At 57.3% G+C, this 19,211-nt stretch carries 19 protein-coding genes and 1 other RNA gene; 3 read left to right on the forward strand and 17 right to left on the reverse strand.

Annotated features, from left to right (window positions below; genetic code table 11):
- Positions 1 to 100: 100 nt before the first annotated feature.
- The 9 genes from HGBM_RS08130 to HGBM_RS08170 form a co-directional block, all read right to left on the reverse strand.
- The gene (locus HGBM_RS08130) at positions 101 to 2,905 is read right to left on the reverse strand and encodes a VWA domain-containing protein (protein WP_019120598.1); all 2,805 of its coding nucleotides are present in this window, start codon (positions 2,903 to 2,905) and stop codon (positions 101 to 103) included.
- Positions 2,895 to 4,754, reverse strand: a complete 1,860-nt coding sequence (locus HGBM_RS08135; protein WP_019120599.1) for a vWA domain-containing protein — start codon at positions 4,752 to 4,754, stop codon at positions 2,895 to 2,897. The genes HGBM_RS08130 and HGBM_RS08135 overlap by 11 nt, the downstream gene beginning before the upstream one ends.
- Before the next feature lie 16 nt (positions 4,755 to 4,770).
- Positions 4,771 to 5,658, reverse strand: a complete 888-nt coding sequence (locus HGBM_RS08140) for a DUF58 domain-containing protein (protein WP_019120600.1) — start codon at positions 5,656 to 5,658, stop codon at positions 4,771 to 4,773.
- On the reverse strand, positions 5,655 to 6,638 hold the full coding sequence (locus HGBM_RS08145) for an AAA family ATPase (protein WP_019120601.1): 984 nt from the start codon (positions 6,636 to 6,638) through the stop codon (positions 5,655 to 5,657). The genes HGBM_RS08140 and HGBM_RS08145 overlap by 4 nt, the downstream gene beginning before the upstream one ends.
- Before the next feature lie 169 nt (positions 6,639 to 6,807).
- Positions 6,808 to 8,493, reverse strand: coding sequence for a hypothetical protein (locus tag HGBM_RS08150; protein ID WP_019120602.1), 1,686 nt, complete (start codon positions 8,491 to 8,493; stop codon positions 6,808 to 6,810).
- A 14-nt stretch (positions 8,494 to 8,507) separates the two neighbouring features.
- Complete coding sequence (locus HGBM_RS08155) at positions 8,508 to 9,395, reverse strand: ABC transporter permease (RefSeq protein WP_019120603.1); 888 nt, start codon at positions 9,393 to 9,395, stop codon at positions 8,508 to 8,510.
- Positions 9,392 to 10,318: an ABC transporter ATP-binding protein gene (locus HGBM_RS08160; RefSeq protein WP_019120604.1), complete on the reverse strand. Its 927-nt coding sequence runs from the start codon at positions 10,316 to 10,318 to the stop codon at positions 9,392 to 9,394. The genes HGBM_RS08155 and HGBM_RS08160 overlap by 4 nt, the downstream gene beginning before the upstream one ends.
- A gap of 1 nt (position 10,319) precedes the next feature.
- Positions 10,320 to 12,683, reverse strand: a complete 2,364-nt coding sequence (locus HGBM_RS08165) for a DUF7408 domain-containing protein (RefSeq protein WP_019120605.1) — start codon at positions 12,681 to 12,683, stop codon at positions 10,320 to 10,322.
- 117 nt (positions 12,684 to 12,800) lie between these two features.
- Complete coding sequence (locus HGBM_RS08170) at positions 12,801 to 13,157, reverse strand: DUF2512 family protein (RefSeq protein WP_019120606.1); 357 nt, start codon at positions 13,155 to 13,157, stop codon at positions 12,801 to 12,803.
- A 132-nt stretch (positions 13,158 to 13,289) separates the two neighbouring features.
- Here HGBM_RS08170 and HGBM_RS08175 point away from each other — a divergent pair, with 132 nt between their 5' ends.
- On the forward strand, positions 13,290 to 14,018 hold the full coding sequence (locus HGBM_RS08175; RefSeq protein ID WP_154653323.1) for a DUF4179 domain-containing protein: 729 nt from the start codon (positions 13,290 to 13,292) through the stop codon (positions 14,016 to 14,018).
- An 82-nt stretch (positions 14,019 to 14,100) separates the two neighbouring features.
- On the opposite strand, the gene HGBM_RS08180 is transcribed toward HGBM_RS08175, so the two are convergent.
- From HGBM_RS08180 to HGBM_RS30290, 6 genes are all read right to left on the reverse strand, one after another.
- Positions 14,101 to 14,424 carry a hypothetical protein gene (locus tag HGBM_RS08180; RefSeq protein ID WP_026074275.1) on the reverse strand — a complete coding sequence of 108 codons (324 nt, stop codon included), beginning with the start codon at positions 14,422 to 14,424 and terminating at the stop codon, positions 14,101 to 14,103.
- A gap of 80 nt (positions 14,425 to 14,504) precedes the next feature.
- Positions 14,505 to 14,693, reverse strand: a non-coding RNA gene (gene ssrS, locus HGBM_RS29435) — 6S RNA.
- 36 nt (positions 14,694 to 14,729) lie between these two features.
- Complete coding sequence (locus HGBM_RS32450; protein ID WP_081590125.1) at positions 14,730 to 15,128, reverse strand: M20/M25/M40 family metallo-hydrolase; 399 nt, start codon at positions 15,126 to 15,128, stop codon at positions 14,730 to 14,732.
- Positions 15,118 to 16,287: a CaiB/BaiF CoA transferase family protein gene (locus HGBM_RS08185; protein WP_019120609.1), complete on the reverse strand. Its 1,170-nt coding sequence runs from the start codon at positions 16,285 to 16,287 to the stop codon at positions 15,118 to 15,120. Before HGBM_RS08185 ends, HGBM_RS32450 begins: the two co-directional genes overlap by 11 nt.
- A 115-nt stretch (positions 16,288 to 16,402) precedes the next feature.
- Entirely contained in the window at positions 16,403 to 16,756 is a 354-nt protein-coding gene (locus HGBM_RS08190) for a DUF4870 domain-containing protein (protein WP_019120610.1), read from the reverse strand.
- Positions 16,757 to 16,864: 108 nt separating this feature from the next.
- Positions 16,865 to 17,119 carry a hypothetical protein gene (locus HGBM_RS30290; RefSeq protein WP_147512831.1) on the reverse strand — a complete coding sequence of 85 codons (255 nt, stop codon included), beginning with the start codon at positions 17,117 to 17,119 and terminating at the stop codon, positions 16,865 to 16,867.
- Between the two features lie 191 nt (positions 17,120 to 17,310).
- Here HGBM_RS30290 and HGBM_RS29445 point away from each other — a divergent pair, with 191 nt between their 5' ends.
- The gene (locus HGBM_RS29445; RefSeq protein WP_019120611.1) at positions 17,311 to 17,481 is read left to right on the forward strand and encodes a YjzC family protein; all 171 of its coding nucleotides are present in this window, start codon (positions 17,311 to 17,313) and stop codon (positions 17,479 to 17,481) included.
- A gap of 53 nt (positions 17,482 to 17,534) precedes the next feature.
- Here HGBM_RS29445 and HGBM_RS08200 read toward each other — a convergent pair whose 3' ends face one another.
- Positions 17,535 to 17,753, reverse strand: a complete 219-nt coding sequence (locus tag HGBM_RS08200) for a hypothetical protein (protein ID WP_019120612.1) — start codon at positions 17,751 to 17,753, stop codon at positions 17,535 to 17,537.
- A gap of 77 nt (positions 17,754 to 17,830) precedes the next feature.
- Between HGBM_RS08200 and HGBM_RS08205 the strand changes: the two genes are divergently transcribed.
- Positions 17,831 to 18,355, forward strand: a complete 525-nt coding sequence (locus HGBM_RS08205; RefSeq protein ID WP_019120613.1) for a DUF309 domain-containing protein — start codon at positions 17,831 to 17,833, stop codon at positions 18,353 to 18,355.
- Here HGBM_RS08205 and HGBM_RS08210 read toward each other — a convergent pair.
- Positions 18,352 to 19,023 carry a CPBP family intramembrane glutamic endopeptidase gene (locus HGBM_RS08210; RefSeq protein ID WP_019120614.1) on the reverse strand — a complete coding sequence of 224 codons (672 nt, stop codon included), beginning with the start codon at positions 19,021 to 19,023 and terminating at the stop codon, positions 18,352 to 18,354. The two genes, HGBM_RS08205 and HGBM_RS08210, sit on opposite strands and share 4 nt — an antisense overlap.
- Positions 19,024 to 19,211 lie beyond the last annotated feature (188 nt).

Below are 19,211 nucleotides of genomic sequence, written 5' to 3' on the forward strand. Positions count from 1 at the left end.
CTCCCATCGAAAAACCTGTTTGACTCTCGTCTACGCACTCCATCATACCAGGCAGAAAAACGAAGGGGCAACTGCCTTCACAGCTGCCTCTTCCTCTGAGCTATTTTTGTTTGCGCTTCTTCGCTTCCAACAGGCGGTTGAACGCCTCCGCGCTTCTTTCGGTGGACACAGTCTGTTTTGTCTCCTGCCTGCCGGGCTGCTCATCCTTTTGTGCTTGCAATCGGTTGGCGTTCCCCCCGCTGTTCACGGAAGCTGCGGAAGACAGTTTGCCGTTTTCCCCGGGAGACAGAGGCGGGGCTGAGACCGGAGCGGAGACCGCACTCCCGGCTTTCTCCACCCGCAGGAAGCGAAACGTCCTTTGCCACCACTGCTCGGGGAGCTGCAAACGCCGGGCGGCAACATCAAGCGGCCAGAGGATGGCCGAGAGTACCAGCAGCAGTTCGGCAATCGGTTGACGGTCCCACTTTTTCGGAAGTTTTCCGCTGAAGACGGCTGCCGGATCGGTAATCAGCGACCCGTCTGCAGCCCGGACAAGCTCTTGCAGCCGCTCCTCGCCATCCTGCCTGATTCCGTATTCGGGGGAAAACGGAATCGCTAGTCCGGCCGTCTGGCTGGAGGCGATCTTCCCGCCTTGCTTCTTCATCACTTGGAGCAGATAGGTTCCCGGATCGGCGGCTGCAAACTCTCCCTGCAGCTTGCCGGGTGCGATCGGCTTTAACGGAACCTTCTCCCGCTCCAGCTTGTGATTCACGACGACCGCGTCCATCTCCTGCGGCATTTCATCCCCTTGCGGGAGGGTAACGGTGACAATGCCGCGAGACCCTTCCTGCCTCGTCTCGGTTCGCCATTCCCCACTTGCGATCTGCGGAAACGTCCAGCCTACGATGTCGTTCCACAGCGGGCTGCTGCCTGCCCAGGTAATCCAGTCAGGCGCCCATTTTCCCTCCAGATCGCTCGTCCAGGCCACCGTGCGCCCCAGCCCGTACTGCCACCTGGCCAGGATCGGATCGGAATCGGCGCTGACCAACACCTGATCGGCCGTCTGCTTGACCGTCGTCGCTACATAGGCGTGGATCGGCGGAACTCCCGACCGCAGCACCTGCCAGTCGCGGCCGCCGGCAAGCGCGGGAAACTGCGGCTTTTCCACGATGAACGTCTTGCTGGCCAGCGCAGTCTCTTTGCTGAAGATCTGCGGTATCGTGGAAGGGTCATTGGCGAAGTAAAACCGCCCCTTGCCCATCGTGGCGATGTCTTCGAGCAGATAGGTGTCAGCGTCGTCGCCAACTGCCACGGTAGACACCGTGATTCCATCTTTGGCCATTCGCCCCAGCAGGCCTTCGTAGTCGTCATCCCGGCCGGATTGGCCGTCTGTCAGCAGGATCACGTGCTTTCGCTGCGTCGGCAGGGCTTTCACCTGCTCATAAGCGGTCTCGAGTGCCGGGAAGATGTCGGTCCCGCCGTCTGCGTAGATTTTGCCGATTTGCTCCTGAATCTTTGGCAGATCGATTACTGGTTCAGGCTGAAGCACCACCCACGGCTCGCCGTCAAAGGCGACGACGCCGATCTGATCCTTCTCATTCAACATCTCTGTCGAGCGGATGGCGGCTTCCTTGGCCAATTCCATTTTGTTGTAACCACCCATCCCGGCATCCATGCTGCCTGATTTGTCAATCACGAGGACCAGGCCCAGCGAGGGCAGTTTTTCTTTGCCCCGCAGGTCCATGTAGACAGGCAGCGCCTCCTCGACCGGCGTCTTGAACCAGCTGCCGAGACCGAAGCTGTCCGCCCCTCCCGTCATGACCAGGCCGATGCCCAAATCTGACACAGCCGTGCGAAGCCGGACCATGTCCTGTTCCTTTACCTGGGGCGCGGCTACATCAGCCAGGACGATCGAAGCGTACGCTTTATACCCGTCCAATTCCTGCGGCAGCAGCGCCGGCTCCTTGACATCGACACGCATGCCGCCCGCTTCCAGCGCGCTCGCCAGGTTTTTGGCCGCACCGGGATGGCCTTCGATCACCAGTACCCGGGCAGCCCCGGCAACCTGGGTGAAAGCGTACGCCTGGTTGTTGGCCGAAACCGTATCGCTCTCCGGAAGGATCTCCGCCCGGTAGCGCTGAAAGCCTTCGCTCCCTGCCCGCTGGGAAAACAGGAAGTGGTTTTGCCCTTTTTCAATCGCTACCTGCTGAACGCCGATTTGCTGATTTCCCGCGTACAGGCGGAGCAGCGCCCGTGTGGCCACTGTACTCTCGATGTCCACTTTGATCTGGAATTCTTCCCCCAGGTAGAGCTGGTCGGGAATGCGGACAGCCGACAGCACGACCTCGTCGCCGGGCGGCTGCTGCAAAGAGACGGCTTCAAAGGCAATCCCCCGCGATTTGGCCAGCGCAAGCTCTGCCGCTGCGTCGCCATGAGTGGCGAGCCCGTCAGAGAGCAGGACGATTTTGCCCCGAGCGCTGCTCGGGATCATCCCCGCTGCCAGCCGGATTCCTTCCGCCAGGTTGGTCGCATGTGCCCCTACTTCCACACCGAGTGACGTCAATTCGCTTCTCGTCGTCAGCGGCTGCTCCACTCCAGCCGTCTGCCCCACGGCGACAATGCCGTACTGGTCTACCGCTTGTTTGTGTGCGACTGCTTCGCGCAAAAAAGGAACCAGCCTGCTGTCGTCCCTCATCGAAGCGGAGCGGTCGACGACAAAGACAACGGTCTCAGCCTTGACCGGATAGAGCAGCTCTGTGCCCGCCAAAGCCAGGATCAGGCAGACAAAAACAAGCGAGCGAATTGACGCGATGAACAGCCGCCGCTGTTTTTGCATGTTCTTCTGCCCGCGCCACCACCAGATCACCGCAACTAGGGCCAAAAGCAGCAGCAGCAGGTACAGCGGCCGTAAAAAACTAATACTCACGTTGGTACACCCTCCATTCCGCAAAAACGATGATGAGGGCGAGAAGGACAAGCCAGAACGTCAGATCCTGGTAACTGCCGGCTGCTTGCGGCGCCTGCCCGCTTTGTTCCGCCTGGCCTTGCCCCGCTGCAACGTGCATCCTCCGCGGGGCGATCTGAGATTCCGCTTCCCTCATCTGTACCGAAAAGTACCGCGTCAACTTCCCTTCGCCCTGCTGCTCCTCCAGCCGGTAGAGCCCCAGCTGCTCCGGTACGGCGTAAACAAATGAGGTTCCCTGTACGGACAGCACCTCAGACGTGCCGTCCGGCAGCGTCAGCACTCTTTTCACAGCCCCGGGAGTGAGGGGGATTTCCAGAGGCTCTCCGGGATAACCGCTGCCGATCGGCATGGACTGCAGCGGCGACAGCCACGTCAGTACATTTTGCATGAAAATGGGGAAGGCGGGACGCAGCACAAGATCGGATTGGTGCAGGTCAAAGGCGACGATGACCACCCTTCTGCCGTCTATCGTTCCAGCCAGCACAGCGTCGTCTTCGCCCGTGCGGATCAGTCCGCGCATCCCGGCCATCTCTCCCAATCGGGCGATGCTGTCCACGTGAACCTGGCTCCAGTCGACGTGCTGCAGCAGAGGGCACGCTTGGTCAGGAACGTCCCAGCCGCTGGCAACCTGGATCTTTCCTTTATATGGAAGCCAATTTACCGCCCGGTCGGGATTGATCAGCAGCACGTTGCCCTCGGGCAGCTTATCCGGGACTACACCGTCAAACACCCAGATGTCGGCAGGATTTGCCGCAGCTGCTTCAACGGTGTTCAGCTGTTCCACGTCAAACCTGCCGCCGATCTTCAGCACCTCGTGCAAAAACCGGTTTCCCGCGGGAGACACGAGCGCGGCCCTGCCTTTTTCCGCGAGGTAGGGGACGCTCCACAGCTCGTTGTCTTCGGCCAGACCGTCCTGTTCGACGTCGATCACAGCGCGGTAGGCGGCGCTTGCGGGCAGGCTGTGAAAGACGGCGGTATGACTCCCGTGCGGAGCTAATTCAAACGGAGCTGCATCAAGGAGGCGCTGCTTCACATCGTAAATCGCCACTTTGCCCTTTTTCCCCTTCGCGCCGTAATTGTCGATGCGCAGCAGCCCGTCTACCCCTTCTGCCGTTTTCTGGGTGGCAAACGTCCCGACGGCGACATTTTCTGCCGCAGTACCCGCCTGGACAAAGCGGAAAGAGCTGAGGTTGCTGGCGTCCGATTCGGCGGCTGGTATCTCCTCCCCTCCGCCGTCGCCAAACCAGATGATCCCGCTGTCCGGTTCTGCAGAAGCGATCGCCTTTGCCAAAGACAAGGCAGCCCGGCTGTCAGATGTACCCGGGCGGACGGTGACCATATCGAGCGCACCCTGCAGGGCAGTCTGATCGACGCTGTCGGATAGGAGCACTTTCGGCACTTTGCCCGCTTCGATCAGGGTAATGGATTGATCGGGGCCCAGCTTTTCGATTATTTTTTTCGCTTCCTGCTTGGCCGACTCAAAGCGGGGCACCTCCCCTTCCCGGGTGAGCATGCTTCCAGATGAATCCAGCACGAGTACCGTATGCCGGGCGATGGCCCCGTCAGTCGGCCACGCCGGCTGCAGCAGTGCCAAGACGATCAGCAGCGCGGCCAGGAGCTGCAGGAACAAAAGCAGGTTTTGCCGCAGCTTCTGAAACGGGCGGCTGACCTCGAGCTCGGTGAGCATTTGCTGCCACAAAAGGATACTGGCTACCTCTCGGTTTTCATACTTCCGCTTCAGGAGGTACAGCAGCAGAATGGCAGGGATAATCAAAGCAAAGCCAAGGTAGTGCGGCGTAAGCCACTGCACGCTTGTTCTCCTCCCTTCAGCGAATCAACCCGGACTGCCGGAACAGGTGAAGCACGACCTGTTCGACCGGCAGTTCCGGTTCCACGTTAAAGTAATGCATGCCGCGCCGGTGCGCGTATGCGGCCAACTTCGCCTGAAACGCCGCTACCGCCCGGTGGTACTCAGCCAGCAGCACAGGGGTAAACGAGATCTCCCTTTGCTCTTGGGTCTCGCTGTCGATCAGTCTAAGTCCGCCTTCGTAGCCAGGGCGGCGCTCCTCACTGGTCAACAGCTGGACCAGTGCCACCTCCTGCCTGGCCGCCTGAACAAAGCCAATTCCCTGCTCGTATCCGGCCGGAAAGAGAAAATCCGACAGGACGATGGAGATGCCCGGCTTTCCCTGCACGGCATGGCCCGAACGCAGCGCTTCATTGAGATTCCCTGCGCCCATCGGTTCCAGCGAAGCCAACAATTGAAACAGCTGATGCACTCCTCCCTTGCCGTGCAAGGATAAGAGCGATGCCTGGACGCGATCCGTAAACGCGTAGACGGAGACGTAGTCCAGGTGATGCAGGGAGAGGTAGCCGAGGGCAGCCGCCAGTTGAACCGCCCGCTGAAACTTGCTCGGTTCCCCGTACGTCATCGACTTGCTGCAATCGATATAGAGGGAGATATGCACCTCCTGCTCATCGAGGAATTTTTTGACAAACAGCTTGCCGGAGCGGGCATAGGCGTTCCAATCGAGCTGCCGCAAGTCATCTCCCGGCGCATAAACGCGGTAATCGGCGAATTCGAGTGAACTACCCGTGTTGCGGGAACGCCGCTTGCCTGCATGCGTGCCGCGCATTGCCCGCTTGGTCGCGAGCCGCAGGCGTTCCAGACGATGCAAAAACGACGGATCCAGGATGGTTCCTTCCGCCATCATGCAGGTCTCTCCAGGGATGCCAAAACCTCGCGGATGATCTGGTCGGGATGGATGCCTAAGGCTTCTCCCTCAAAATTCAAGAAAATGCGGTGACGCAGTGCCGGCAGTGCGGCAGCGTCAATATCCTCGTAGGCGAGATTGAACCGCCCGGCCATGAAGGCGCGCACCTTGCCAGCGGCGATGATCGCCTGCACCCCGCGCGGACCCGCTCCGGCTTTGACGTACTTTTGCACCGATTCGACGGCCCCTTCCTTGGGATGGGTGGCGAGGAGCAGCCTTACTGCGTAGGACAGCACTTCCTCGGCGACGAGAATCTCCCGGGTCCACCGTTGAATGCTCTCGATCTGCGATCCGTCAGCCACTTTCTCTACGGAATTGGCGAAGACGCCTGTCGTGCGCAAAACGATTTCGCGCAGTTCTTCCTCAGTCGGGAACGGCACGTCGATCTTCAAGAGAAACCTGTCCAACTGCGCCTCCGGCAGCGGGTATGTCCCCTCTTGCTCCAATGGATTTTGCGTCGCCAGGACGAAAAACGGCCGGGGCAGTGGACGGGTAGCGCCGCCTGCGGACACCGTGCCTTCCTGCATCGCCTCCAGCAGCGCGCTTTGGGTTTTCGGCGTCGCGCGGTTAATTTCGTCGGCGAGCACGACATGGGCAAACACAGGGCCTGGTTGAAACTGAAAATGCTGCCTGCCCGCCTCATCCACCTGTAAAATGCTCGTCCCGGTAATATCAGTCGGCATCAGGTCGGGAGTAAACTGGATCCGTTGAAACGTGAGTTCAAACGCCTCGGCCAGCGTCTTGACCAGCAGGGTTTTCCCCAGTCCCGGCACCCCTTCCAGGAGGACGTGGCCGCCGGAGAAGACGGCCCACATCATCTGTTCGATCACGTCACGCTGTCCGACCATGACTTTGCCGATCTCCTGCCTGACCTGGCCGATTTGCTCCAGGTAGACCTCCAGCTGCTGTGCATTAACCATGTTTTTTGGCTCCTATCTGTAAGATTTATCTTATTTTCGCAGAAGACTCCCACCTCGATAGGTGGTGAGATGAATGCGTTTTTTTACTTTTTGGCCACTTTTCAGAACATACGTTTCCTTTCCGTGGTGAATCCCCCACCTCTAAGCGAAGCGAAGGCGGCGGGAGACTTCAAGGCTCGATTCGTTGAAAGTAGTCTCTTACCATTTCCTTGTAATCCTCGGGAATTTGCTGCCGCTCCAGGCTCTCCCGGGTAAACTGCTCGTACTGGCGGTAGACCTCCTCATACGGCCGGACCACGCCGGCGCTGACTTGCGTCGTCCCGCTCGCCCGCGTCTCGCTGTCTCCTTCGCCGAGCGGGCCCCCGACTGTCTCCGTCGGACCGCCCTCGCCCGAGATTCGCTCGGCAGGCACGCTGACTAGTTCATGGCTGCCGCTGCCCAGACCGGCACCGCCGCCTTTGCCTGATCCCGAACCTCCCGAACCGGAACCCGCCCCCTGGCCGCCACTGCCTCCGCCGCCAGGTTGATGGCCGCTGCCGGAACCTCCTCCGCCCGCACCTTGGCCTGCCTGGTTGCCGCTGCCCTGACCGCTCCCTTGCGCCTGGGAGCCACCCGTACCCGCAGACTGTCCGGCAGGGGCGGAACTCGCTTGACCGCTGCCTGATCCGGCAGCAGCCGACGCTGATCCGGCGGTGCCTGCGAATACCATTTGCGTTTGCTGCACGCCGGTCAGGGATTGCGATACCTGGGCCAGCATCGAATTCGTCTGCGCGGCCAGCTGCATCGCCTGCAAAAAACCGCTCTGCAGCTGATTTACCGCACCGGCAATATTGCCGCTCTGCAGGGCTGTCCCTGACTGTCGGAGCTGTTCCGCTATTTTGAAGGCTTCAGGGGAATTGGCGGCGCTGGCTGCTTGCGAGAGCTGCTCGGCCACCTCCTGGAGATAAGCGGCAAGCTCCGCCCGCTCATCCTCGGTAAGTTCTGCCAGCTCCCGCTCCATGCTGCGAAAAGCCGCTTCGATCGCGGCCTGATCCAGCTTCTCCATTGCTCTAGCAGCCTCCCTCGTCTGTTCCTGCTGGGCCAGCTGCCGCTGCAGCTGTTCCAGCGAATCCTGGATCTGCTGCTCATCTGCCTGCATTTTTTCCAGCATCTTCGCTGCCGACTGCAGGGCATTCGCCTGCTTCTCCGGATTGTCCGCCGTTTTCAGCTCGTTTTCCACCTGTTGAAAAACCTCGTCAAGCTTCGCTTTTTGCGCTACATTCAACTGGTCGTTACCTGCTGCGTCCTGTTTCGCAGCATCGATTTGCTCTACTGCTTTGGCTGCCTGCTCCGCCAGCTTCAACCGCTCCCGCACCGCCTCGTCCATCGGGTTGGCGGCAACCGTGAGCAGCAGCCAAACCGGCAGCAGGGTCCCCAGCACATAGAGCTGTTTGCCCGGGATGCGCCAGATCCGGATGGCTGCCAGCACCTGCGGAAGCGCCCTTTGCAGCCTGTCCTCGGCATCGGAGCGCTGCAGCTCGGCCAGCGGCGACGGGTGATCCCGCTGGGCAAAAGCGGTCAGCACCCGCTCCGACAGTCCCTGCCGGTCGGCAAACGACGCCGCTGCTCTCAAGTCAGGCGGACGGCAGCAGACGTAAAGCAGGCCGCCAAGCAGCGCCGCCAGCACGAAAGATACGGCGATTTCTTTTCCATACAACGTAACCGGCAGCATTCTTGTGACGAGCAGCAGCAGAACTCCCGCCGCCAGTCCCGCTGCGAGAAAACGGCAGAGAGTGCCGATCAGCTGCTGCCAAAACAGACGTTTGCGGATCGCCGCGAGCAGGGCGGACAACCTGTCTTTCCGCTGTACAAACACTCCGGCCTCACTCCTTATCTCCTGCCCAACCGCGGCCTGACAGGCTTGATCAGATAGATTGCGAGGATGATCGCGACTGCCGCCAGCACGGCAAAGAAGGCAAAGTAAATCCAGTAGGGGTCCATCGGCAGCGGGACGACGTTCCCGGCTGGGGTCCTGCTGACTGTCTGCGGAAGCGGCCCCACCTCGAAGACGCGCAGGATGGCCGCCAGAGGATTCAGGCTCATGAGCAGGTCAGGCCACATCGGAAAGGGCTGCGCCGCTGCCGTGATGCCTGCCAGGCTCCGCTGCCGCTCGATCACCATCCGGATGAATTCGGCAGCCATGAAGGTTCCGGCCGTATAGGCAAACAGGAGGGCATAGGTGACCACGGTAGAGACCCCCGTGCGCTTGAAGATGGTCGAACTGAGCACGCCGACGCTGCCAATCCCGAGCATCGTGATCAGGTAGAGGGCAAACACTTCAATGAGCTGCAACGGAGATACGCCCCCGAACAGCACCACGACCGCGTACAGCGGAAGCGAGGCCAAGACCAGGTAGGTCATAAAGCTGAGCGATGACAGCCATTTGCCAATGATCAGCTTGGTTGCCGTCAGATTGGTCGTGAGCAGCACGCTTAGCGTCTGACGTTCGCGCTCGCCGCTGATCACGCCCGAGGTAAGCCCCGGCGTAAACATGCAGATCATCGCAAGCTGCAGGACGGACAGAAACAGAAAGATGTCCCGCGTCCCGTTCGGATCGAACCGCTGATTCCAGCCGGTCCGCAGGTAGATAAAGGCGAAAGCAATCCCGCCCAGCACCAGCAGGTACAAGGAGATGATCAGCGCGGACCGGTTGGAGCGCATCCTCACTTTCAGTTCGTTGAGCAAAACGGGGTTTCTCATTTGCCTGACGAGGTTCATGACCCTACTCCTTTCGTTATCTCCAAGAATATTTCTTCCAGGTTTCCTTCCGCCTCGCCAAAAGACGCCAATGGCAGGCCGGCCTCGACCAGCCGCTGCAGCAGTTCAACCTGTTCGTCGTCCGTTCCGGTAAAGCCGGCGACCAGCGTGTTCCCCTCTCTGGTCACGCTGGTGAGCAGCGGCATCTGGCGCAAGAGCCGGGCCGCTTCATCCCAGCGGTCGAGCAAACGGAGTTTCAGCAGCTTTTGCCCCTGCATCCGGGCGTTGATCTCTTCCACGCTGCCGGTGGCAACCATTTCTCCCCCTTCGATCACGCCGATGACGTCGCACATCTCTGCCAGCTCCGGAAGAATGTGGGAGCTGATGAGAATCGTCTTGCCCATCTCTCTGAGCTCCTTCAAGATTTCCCGCAGCTCGATCCGGGCGCGGGGATCCAGACCTGAGGCCGGTTCGTCGAGGATCAGCACTTCCGGGTTGTGCACCAGGCTGCGGGCGAGGCCCAGGCGCTGTTTCATCCCTCTCGAGAGGGAATCGACGTACGCGTCCCGCTTGTGGCTCAAACTGACCAATTCCAGCAGCTTGGGGATGATCTCCCGCCGTTCGGCAGCCGGTATATCGTAATTAGAGGCGTAAAAATCCAGGTACTCGTCAGCAGTCACGTTGTCGTATACCCCGAAGAAGTCGGGCATGTACCCGATCAGCTTGCGCACCTCCCGCGGCTGCTTGACCACGTCAAACCCTCCGACGTACGCCTTGCCGCTGGTCGGTTCCAGCAGGGTGGCGAGAATCAGCATCGTCGTCGACTTTCCCGCACCGTTTGGGCCGACGAAACCAAACACCTGACCCTTGCCGATTTCCAGGGAGAGCCCTTTCAACGCCTCCATTTTTCCGTATTGTTTTCGCAGATTTTCTATCTGGATCATGTTACTTTGCCACCCATCCTTCAACGCTGATTTCCGGCAGCCCGACATGCCTGTCTTCTTCGTACTTGTGAGAAAGCGTCAACCGCAGTTTTCCGGCGGGCGAGACGTACTGTTTCAGCTTGTCGCCCGACAGCGTATTATTTTCAAACGCATCGGAAAACGGGTCAAAAGCATTCGTTTTCCAGTTATACACTTTTTTGTCAAAGCTCGTTCGATCTTCTGACCACGTGTACAGGTACACCTTTGTCACATCGATCGGCTGCTTCTCTTTTTGGATGTCAAATTCAAACGTGATCTCCCCCGGTCCCATGTAATAACCGTTTCCGCTGTCATAGCTGCGGGGCGGGCTTGCGGTCATCACGGGAGTAAACGTTCCCGCCGGGTAAAAGACGTAGCCGTCAGGCGATGGCTTCACATCAAGGCTGGAGCTGATCAAAGCCAAGTCCGCCTGCTTTGTGCGCTTTCCGCTGATTTCCACGTCGGCAACCGGCTGCTCCGTCCAGCCGATCACTTTAACCGGCGTTCGCCAAAAACTGGTTCCTCTGCCTTCGTCAAGCATGCCGAGCATGCTGAATTCCCGGGTGTCGTCAAACCGCTTTTGCTGCTGCATCTCCGACGGCAGCAGCCCCTTTCTCGCCTGGTAGCTGTCCCGGTTGGGCTGGGTCATCACCTCAAAATTCATTTCGACATCGGCGGAGGCTCCGACAGCCAGTGTGCCAAGATCCTGAACATTGCGTCCATTCAGAAGCTTCACATCGCGCAGCGGGTAGCTGGTTTTGTTGGTCACGGTTCCGACCAGCTTGCCGTCGCGGTACACGAGGTCGGATTCGATCCGCCCCGCATCCTCTATCATTTTTTTGGCAAACCCGCTCTTGATCGACCAGTAACTTGCGTCGTGAAACTGAATGCTGCCTTGCTGGGGAGCTACGTTGATCCGGGTGGTCCCGGACGGCATCCCCCTGTAGTACCAGCGATTTGGCAGAATCATTTCTCCATCCTTGGCCCGCATCTCGTAATCGCCGCCGGACGGAACGAAGATAGCCGTTGCGATTGCCGCATCTGCCTGCCCCGTGCCGGTCAGCTCCAGATAGCTGACATTATGCACCATGACATCTGTGCCGCGCTGCGCGATCCCGTAGAGAAAAATCCCCAGGCACATGGCGATCGCCGCCGCCGGCCCCACGCCCCACAAGTAGCTTCGCCGTTTTTTTCCGCGAAAGAGCAGGAAGAGCACCGGACCGGCAAGCAGGATATAGCCGGCGAAAAACAGGCTCAGAAAAGTCAGGTTCGGCGCTTTCAGCCCCGGAATGTTTTCAGCCGCATCGATCAGCTGATAGGGATTCCCATACTGGTCAAACTTCGCATGGTTCAGTGTCTGACCAAACGCCTTTGCTAGCAGTTCCGCCCACAATTCACTGTTGCCCGGCCAACTGGCCATGGGCTCTTCTGCCAGATCGTAAGCGGCGTATAACACCTTGCCCTTGTTTGCTTTCGCGATGGCGAACAAGGGAATGCTTCCTTCCTGATAGAGGACTTCGCCCGCTTTCACCGTTCCCCTGCTCACGGTAAAGGGTCGTTCCAGCGAGATCGGTTTGTTGTGCTTGCCGGACACCAGACTTGCCAGTGACCCTACTTCCGCCGTCCCGTCGACGCTGACCGGCGAGAGCTCCTGCAGCTCACTGCCTGTTTTGCCCCAGTAGGCTCCACCTGCCAAAACGAGCATTCCTCCCCGGTTGGTCCAGTCTCTGATCGCCTGTACCTGCTCCGCATTGAGGCTGCCTGTGGAGAAGTTGTTCAAGACCAGCACGTCCATCATCTGCAGCGGCAAAACGTCGTTTGGAATATCCTCCGCCTGCAGCCAGACCGGCCGAACGGGGCGGGAGAACGAACTTTTCGGCAGCGCTGCCAAAAAGTTGGCCGTATCAGGCTGGGAAGCGAGTACGCCGATAAAAACAGTATCCGGGTTAAACCGGCTCCCTGCGACAACACCTTTGGCCACCTCCGTTTTGCCTTGCATCAACCGAATGGAAGAGGTCCGCTGGACATTGCCCGGAATCATCATCGTCACTTTTTTCGTCGAGCCTTTTCCGATGGAGATGGGCTGGTAGTATACCGCGTTGCCGGAATCATCGTTGTCTGCGGTGTAGACGAGCTCTCCCTCGATATCTGCACCATTGTTGGTGACCGTAATCTGCAGCGGGATGAGCTCCGCCTCTTTGTATTCGCCCCCGAAACCGGCGCTCACTTGCAGCGATACGGCATTTTCTGCGTGAGCAGGCGGCGGCAAGACCATTTGCCATCCGGCTGCGAGCAGCAGACACGTACAAAAACAGAAAATCAATTGCTTTATTTTGACGACATTCATCTACGGCACCCTCCGCTATGTATTGTACTTTTCAAGAGGTATGACGCAGCTTGCCGCCAAAAAGATACAGGAAAAAAGAAAAACACCGGGAATGGCGCCCCGGCGTCCGCGTTTACCCTACGTCTTATCCTTCTCCACCCGGCCGGTCTGGACAAGCCAGATGTGCTGCAGATGCTCCAACACGCCGATTGCCAACGCCGTGATCAGCGCCGCAGCCAATGTGACACGGGCGCCGATGAAGACGAACTGGCTGAGGTAGATAAGCAGAGCCCCAATGACAAAATCCATGGCGGTACTGAGCCAGATCGTATCCCGCCTCAAGATCATCACCTCGGTAACATAACCGACCACAGCGAACAACAGACCGACCAGTACATCCTGGTACATGGACGGATAGTACATGCCCGGGAGCACGATATCTGCCAAAAACACTGTAATCAGCGCCACGACCAATTTCACGACAAAACCGCTCATGACTGCACCTCCAACTTCGTGATACGCTAAGCTTTTGCTAAACAGGGCCGTTCGTATACTTGCCGTGCGCGGCCAGCTGCAGATTTTTTTCATCGACCGGTAAGATTATTGCAGAAGTTGTCGTTCTACTAAGTGAGCGTGCAAAAAGGAATCCGTTGCTGCGCAGCACGCCTTTTTGAAGGAGGAGAAAAACACGCTGGATTGCCATTCACGAATGACGCAGGGGGGAAAAAAGCCGCAGAACAGGGATTGATCACCAAGGCAGAGAAAAAGGTGACCGATCAGGGGATCACGCTCACCGTCACAGAGGTGCTTGCCGAGCGTAACCAATCTGCAGTTCCAAACCGAACTGACAGCCGAGTGGGAACAAAAAATGAAGGCGTTATGGGAAAAAGCGGCCCAACCACCGGTCGCGGGCGACAGACAGGTCATCCTCCCTCCCAATATGAGCGAGGAGAAGAAGCAGCAGATTTTGCAGGAAATGGCCAAACAGCCGGCCAGCCAGGAGTACCTGGGCAATACGATTACGGCGCAGAACTTCCGGATGAAAACCGATTCCACAGAGGAGAAATTGAGCGACTGGACGCTTATCAGCCGGCAGCCCTGATCGAAATGGAAGGAAAACTGGCGAAAGATACTGTCAAGCTGGAAGAGTGGAGGGTAAAAGATAGCCAAGGCAACGTCTTCAAACCAGGAGTTGCTTTAAACTACAAACGAGATCAGGACGGCAGCGTCAGCTTCCACGGCTGGCTGTGGGTCGAAACGGCGGAGAAGCCGACAGAATTGACACTGGCGTTCTCCTGCCTGCAAAAAGAGCATAGCGATGTAAAGTGGAGCGTTCCGATTAACCTGAAAAAATAAGCATGGACAGCGAAACCGCCGCAGTTCAAATGTTGCGGCGGTTTGTCCGTCCGGGTGCGAATCCACCGTATTCTGGAACACTTCACGTGTCACGATCCTGTGTTTTCACGCTGCTCAGAATCTCCGCGGCCCACTGCTTGAATATTGGAAGAGCTGTTTCCACATCGGGGCAGCGCTCCTCCGCTTCACAAATATAGTCCGGAAAACGGGTAATGCGGTTTTTTCGCAAACACACGCCCATTTCCTCGCACTTGATCTCCAAAAAAGTGTGAACGGGATCGTCCAGCCCGTATTTGTTTTCCAAAAACTCGTAAGTGCGCACCCACTCCAGAACCCGGATTTCGTTTGGTTTCAGGTCCATGGCCTGTTCCAGCGACATGACCGTCTCATTCCCATAGTAATGCATGGCTGCAGCTCCTTTTTTTGTATGAAATGGCAAAAAGCCCAGGATCCTTTTCAAGGCCCCGGGCTTCCTTGTCTATGTACAAGGCCCCCGCTCTGCCGTCCGACCTCATGTTTCTTTAACCTGCACTGACAGGTGGGTGACCCGTCCACGCTTCTGCCTTCCCATGCGTCCGCAAACGGAGGTGGGCCTGACATACACGTGAAGTTCTGTCTCCCTAGAAACACTCAAGGTTAAAAACATAAGCTGCCGAACGTACATCGCAGGATCGTATCGCACTGATCAGCTAAACAGCTGTTTGCATACCGCTAATTTGATAATCCTATACTACCACAGGATTCAACCATGCTCAACGAGAAATCTTTTCTGTTTGCCTCAATCCTGCCGTGAAGACCGGCCAGACTCAACGTCCAGCCGCCTTCCGCAGCTTCATAAATCATCTCTGTTCCTTCCTCAAGCGATTGAATCGAAATTCTTTCATCGTTTCCATGCATTCGCTCCAAGGTTTCGCTGTCAAGGGGATAAGGATAGATGCCGTAGACAGGAACACCTCTGTCCCGCCAGGCAGATCCGTCTGTCCCCGCTTCGAACAGGGCCGGGACTACCTCTGCTTTGGGCCAAACCTGCTTGCTGCTTTCCTCCAGCGCCCGGTAGAGTTCCGTATCAGGCGCCGATTTCTCAGCGCCGACGGTAACGTTATTTTTTATCCGGTATGATTCCCAATGAGGAGTACTTCCTCAGCTCTGAATCGCCAATCCCCAATTTGTTTCGCAGCACATCATGCGTATCCGCTCCGCTGCCCCCTGCAGATAACGCGGTCTCCGCCATCCTGCCTTGAACGCTTTGCGGCGGAGTCTGAACTGGCGGCTCGTCATAAGCCGAAGCGGCGAAGCGCCTGCTCTGGACGTACATGCTCCTCGCCCAGGTATCCGCTTCTTCCACTGCCGTCAAGCAGCAGTCAACCTCCATCCCGAACTCATTCCACTCCGCCTGCGTCCGGGTTAAAAAGAGCCCTTTCATCTCCTCGTACAATTCCGGAGCTTCTTCGACCCGCAATCCGCCGTACGGTTCCCAGTCTTCCCGTCCGACCGCAGAACAAAAATTCAACCAGAACTTTTCCTCCAATGCCGCTAACGCCACAAAGCGTCCATCTGCTGCTTCATACACGTTGTAATTGACGCGCGGGCACGGAAAGCCGGTCTCCCTGCTCTCCCGCCCCCGCTGACCCGGCCACTCCGGCAGAACGCGCAGCGCAAGCCACGATGCCAGTACGTCTACCAATGCGATATCGAGGTAAGCCCCCTTTTCGCTCCGTTCTTTTTGGACGAGAGCCGCGCAGATTTGTTCAGCCGCAAACAATCCTCCAGCCAGTTCGGCAAGCGGGATTTCCGCCACCACCGGCCGGCCGTCAACATCCCGGTTTACCCCCAAAAATCCGCTTACCGCCTGATAGTTGAGATCGTGTCCGCCCAATTGGCCCATGGTCCCGGTCTGGCCAAACCCCGTTATCGAGCAGTAGATCAACTCCGGCTTTGCCTCGCGAAGAGCGGCGTAGTCCAAACCGAGATGGGAGACGACGCCCGGCCGGAAGCCTTCGATCACGACATCGGCTTCGGCAGCCAGGGCAAAGGCCAAATCGCATCCTTCCGGCGCCCGCAGGTTGAGCAAAACGCTTTTCTTCCTGCCGATCTTATCGGGGAACAAGGCCTGGACCTCGGGGGCAAAAATGCCTGTTTCAACATGGCGGACAGGGTCTCCAAACGACTCTACCTTGATGACTTCCGCTCCCATCCCGGCGAGCCTGATGCCGCAGTAATCGCCTGGCAAATGACGGGTAAAATCAATAACAGTAATGCCCGTGAGCAAGATGATCCCTCCTTCGTAGAAGAGATGCCATTTGCCAGCTTATTCGCCACTCGGACGAAAAATCCTCTTTCTATTCGGAAAATTTGCACTCCCTGCGGTCAGGACGCCGGTTTCGCTATTTCAGAAAGCGGATGGTGAACGGATAGCGGTAATTCACCCCCTCATTGGCTTTGACTGCCGCTATGATCGCAATGATGATCCACGCCAACAGCAGCAAAAGCAGCAGCGGAACTCCGATCAGGACGATCACGAGCAAAGAGAAGACGAGACCGTATATGCTAAAGCTGATGTTAAAATTAACCGCTTCCCTCCCCTGTTGATCGACAAAGCCCCCTTCCTCCCGCTTGATCAGCCAGACCACCAGGGGGCCCAAGATGTGGCCGAGAGGAATAATACAGCCAATAAATGCCGCCAGATGGCAGATCGTCGCCCAAAGCCGTTCTTCCTTTGACGGAATGCTGGTGTTCATGAGGCTCCTCCCTCCCTTCTGTATCGTATGCATGTGCCATGACCACTTTACCAGATTGCTGGGCATTTGAAAAAGGCAAAAAGCGCCTTGGCGGCGCTTTTTGTTCCCCTAGCTGTCCCAGCCTCTCCAACCGTCCCGCATCCATCCGTCGTGCCAACCGCCCATGTGGCGGCTGCCCCACATCGATGAACCGGAGGACGAATCATAGTAATGGCCGTGACCGTAACCGTGCCCGCCTTTATGATAGGTGTGGCACTTCGTCTTGTAGTAAGGCGTGTAGCAGCAATGCTTCTTGTAGTACTTTTTCTTACAGCACTTTCTGCATTTGGTGTGACAATGTGACTTTCCGCATCCACAACTCATTAACCTCACCCCCTTGAACTGATACAGTTACAAGGTATGATGAAGGTGCCGCTGACGAATGGTACATCAGGCTATCCCGAGGAAAATCAGCTTTTGCCCCCCCCTGTTCACGCTTGTGACCGGCGCAGTGGATGAGCAGCCGCACCCCGGGGATACTACGGAAATAACCGTTGAGAGCGAGGTGAGAACTGATGGGGGAACCAACCCGCTTTAAGGCTGGCGACAAATCTCCGAAAAACGCCGTCTACCGGGAGATCGGTGAGACCGGGGCAAATGTGGAGGATTCCATGATCATTGAGTTGGGAAAGGGAGATACCTTTCCGGCTACCCGCAATAAAAACCGCGTTTGGACCTATAAGTAACCAAACGCGAAAAAAAGCGCCAAGAGCTCGTCGGCTTGGCGCACATTCTCCCTTCAATCTTCATCCTCGTCGTACTTTACGTAGGTAATGGTCACACCGAGGCTTCTCAGCAAATCCAGAACGGCTCGGTTCAGCCGTTCGTCAGCGAGCAGCCCGATGCTCTCGACCAATTCCAGCTCTTCCAGTTCCCCCGATTTTGCGTCTTCAATCAACTCCAGAATTTCCGTCATGTTTTGCTGCTCCAATATGGAGAGGATTTCCTCTGTCGTCACGTCTTTTCCCTGCCTTTTCTGCGTGTAATCCTGTATAATTATATCCTATCAGATCACAAAGGGGTTCACGTAAAAAAATGATGAAGTATCCCGACGCCTACATCCGTTACCTTGTCCATTTCCACGGTGACCGCGACTATTTTGAATGCCATGAAATCCTCGAAGAGTATTGGAAAGAGCTGGGGAAGCCGCAGGATCCCGTCTGGGTCGGCCTGATCCAACTCGCCGTTGCCTTGTACCATCAGCGGCGGGGAAATTTCGCCGGCGGCATGAAGATGATGGCCAGCGCCATTCGTAACTTGGAGACCACGCGTGCAAGCGTTCGTCAGTTGGGACTAGATGATCGAAAACTGCTCGCTTTACTTCGCCAGCGGTTGGCCGGACTTGAACAAAACCAACCGTACACCAGCTTGAATCTGCCGTTTTCAGATGAGCAGCTGCTTCTCGCCTGCTCGGACCTCTGCCGGCAAAACGGCATGACATTTGGCCAGCCGAGCGATGAATCGAATCGTTTTCTACTGCACAAACACACCCTGCGGGATCGCAGCGGCGTCATCAGCGAGCGGCTGAACAGCTTGAAAAACAAACATGGACAGTCTTAAAAAATCCACCTGACCAGCGCTGTCATCAGTCCCAGATCGGCCAGCATGTGACTGAACCAGCTCGCGTAAATCGACTGGTAACGAAGCCCAAGCCAACCCCAGAAGGTACCCGCTGCAAACACCAAACAGGTAATCGCGATTCCCCAGGCCCAGCCAAACAGGCAGACGCCCAAAATCAAGTGATAGATGGAAAAGAACAGACTGGTCAGCAGAAGGGACCGCATGGGGGGCATGCTGATCAGCAAGCGCTCAAGGACAAACCCCCGCCAAAACCATTCTTCCAACAGCGAGTTGACGATCGTGATATAGCCGGCAAACAGCCAAATAAACCGTGGGGAAAGTCCCCAGCTTATCAGCATCTGCCGGATCGAAAGTGCGTCAACTTCCGCTGTCAGCAGCAGCCGGGTTCCGATGAGCACGGCGGCAAATAACAGAATTCCGCTGGAAATCCCCAGCCAAAGCCCTCTTGCGCGTTTCCTCCACTCGCGCCGCCAGGCTCGCTGCCAAATTTCCTGCAGCCTGCCCTCCCGCCATCCGTGAAACAGAGGAATCCCGAGGCAGACGAGCAGATGAAATCCGACAAACGTAACCACCAGGCTGTGCCGGTAGACAAGTCCGTAAAAGATCGTCAACGTGGCAAAGAAGCCGTAGCAGATGATGTACAACACAGATTGTTTTGCTGTTGGCCGCCTCCTCTCCCCCTTTACTCGCCCCGTATATTGTTTCTCTTTCCCATCAGATACATTCGTTTCCAGACGCTCGCAAAATTCGTCAAGCTGTAATATTTTTATTGGAGGAATTGGAGGGGATTGTGTAAACTATAGATATGATGAAATGAAATGGTGTGGAGGGATTT

This window comes from Brevibacillus massiliensis (assembly GCF_000311785.1).
Taxonomy (GTDB): Bacteria; Bacillota; Bacilli; order Brevibacillales; family Brevibacillaceae; genus Brevibacillus_C; species Brevibacillus_C massiliensis.

What these genes read in the sequence shown, in the direction of transcription:
- HGBM_RS08155 (WP_019120603.1), bottom strand. Translation starts at nt 9,395, where the DNA reads ATGAACCTCGTCAGGCAAATGAGAAACCCCGTTTTGCTCAACGAACTG.
- HGBM_RS08140 (WP_019120600.1), bottom strand. Translation starts at nt 5,658, where the DNA reads ATGATGGCGGAAGGAACCATCCTGGATCCGTCGTTTTTGCATCGTCTG.
- HGBM_RS08180 (WP_026074275.1), bottom strand. Translation starts at nt 14,424, where the DNA reads ATGCATTACTATGGGAATGAGACGGTCATGTCGCTGGAACAGGCCATG.
- HGBM_RS30290 (WP_147512831.1), bottom strand. Translation starts at nt 17,119, where the DNA reads ATGAGTTGTGGATGCGGAAAGTCACATTGTCACACCAAATGCAGAAAG.
- HGBM_RS08145 (WP_019120601.1), bottom strand. Translation starts at nt 6,638, where the DNA reads ATGGTTAATGCACAGCAGCTGGAGGTCTACCTGGAGCAAATCGGCCAG.
- HGBM_RS08170 (WP_019120606.1), bottom strand. Translation starts at nt 13,157, where the DNA reads ATGAGCGGTTTTGTCGTGAAATTGGTCGTGGCGCTGATTACAGTGTTT.
- HGBM_RS08165 (WP_019120605.1), bottom strand. Translation starts at nt 12,683, where the DNA reads ATGAATGTCGTCAAAATAAAGCAATTGATTTTCTGTTTTTGTACGTGT.
- HGBM_RS08205 (WP_019120613.1), top strand. Translation starts at nt 17,831, where the DNA reads ATGATGAAGTATCCCGACGCCTACATCCGTTACCTTGTCCATTTCCAC.
- HGBM_RS29445 (WP_019120611.1), top strand. Translation starts at nt 17,311, where the DNA reads ATGGGGGAACCAACCCGCTTTAAGGCTGGCGACAAATCTCCGAAAAAC.
- HGBM_RS08190 (WP_019120610.1), bottom strand. Translation starts at nt 16,756, where the DNA reads ATGAACACCAGCATTCCGTCAAAGGAAGAACGGCTTTGGGCGACGATC.
- HGBM_RS08160 (WP_019120604.1), bottom strand. Translation starts at nt 10,318, where the DNA reads ATGATCCAGATAGAAAATCTGCGAAAACAATACGGAAAAATGGAGGCG.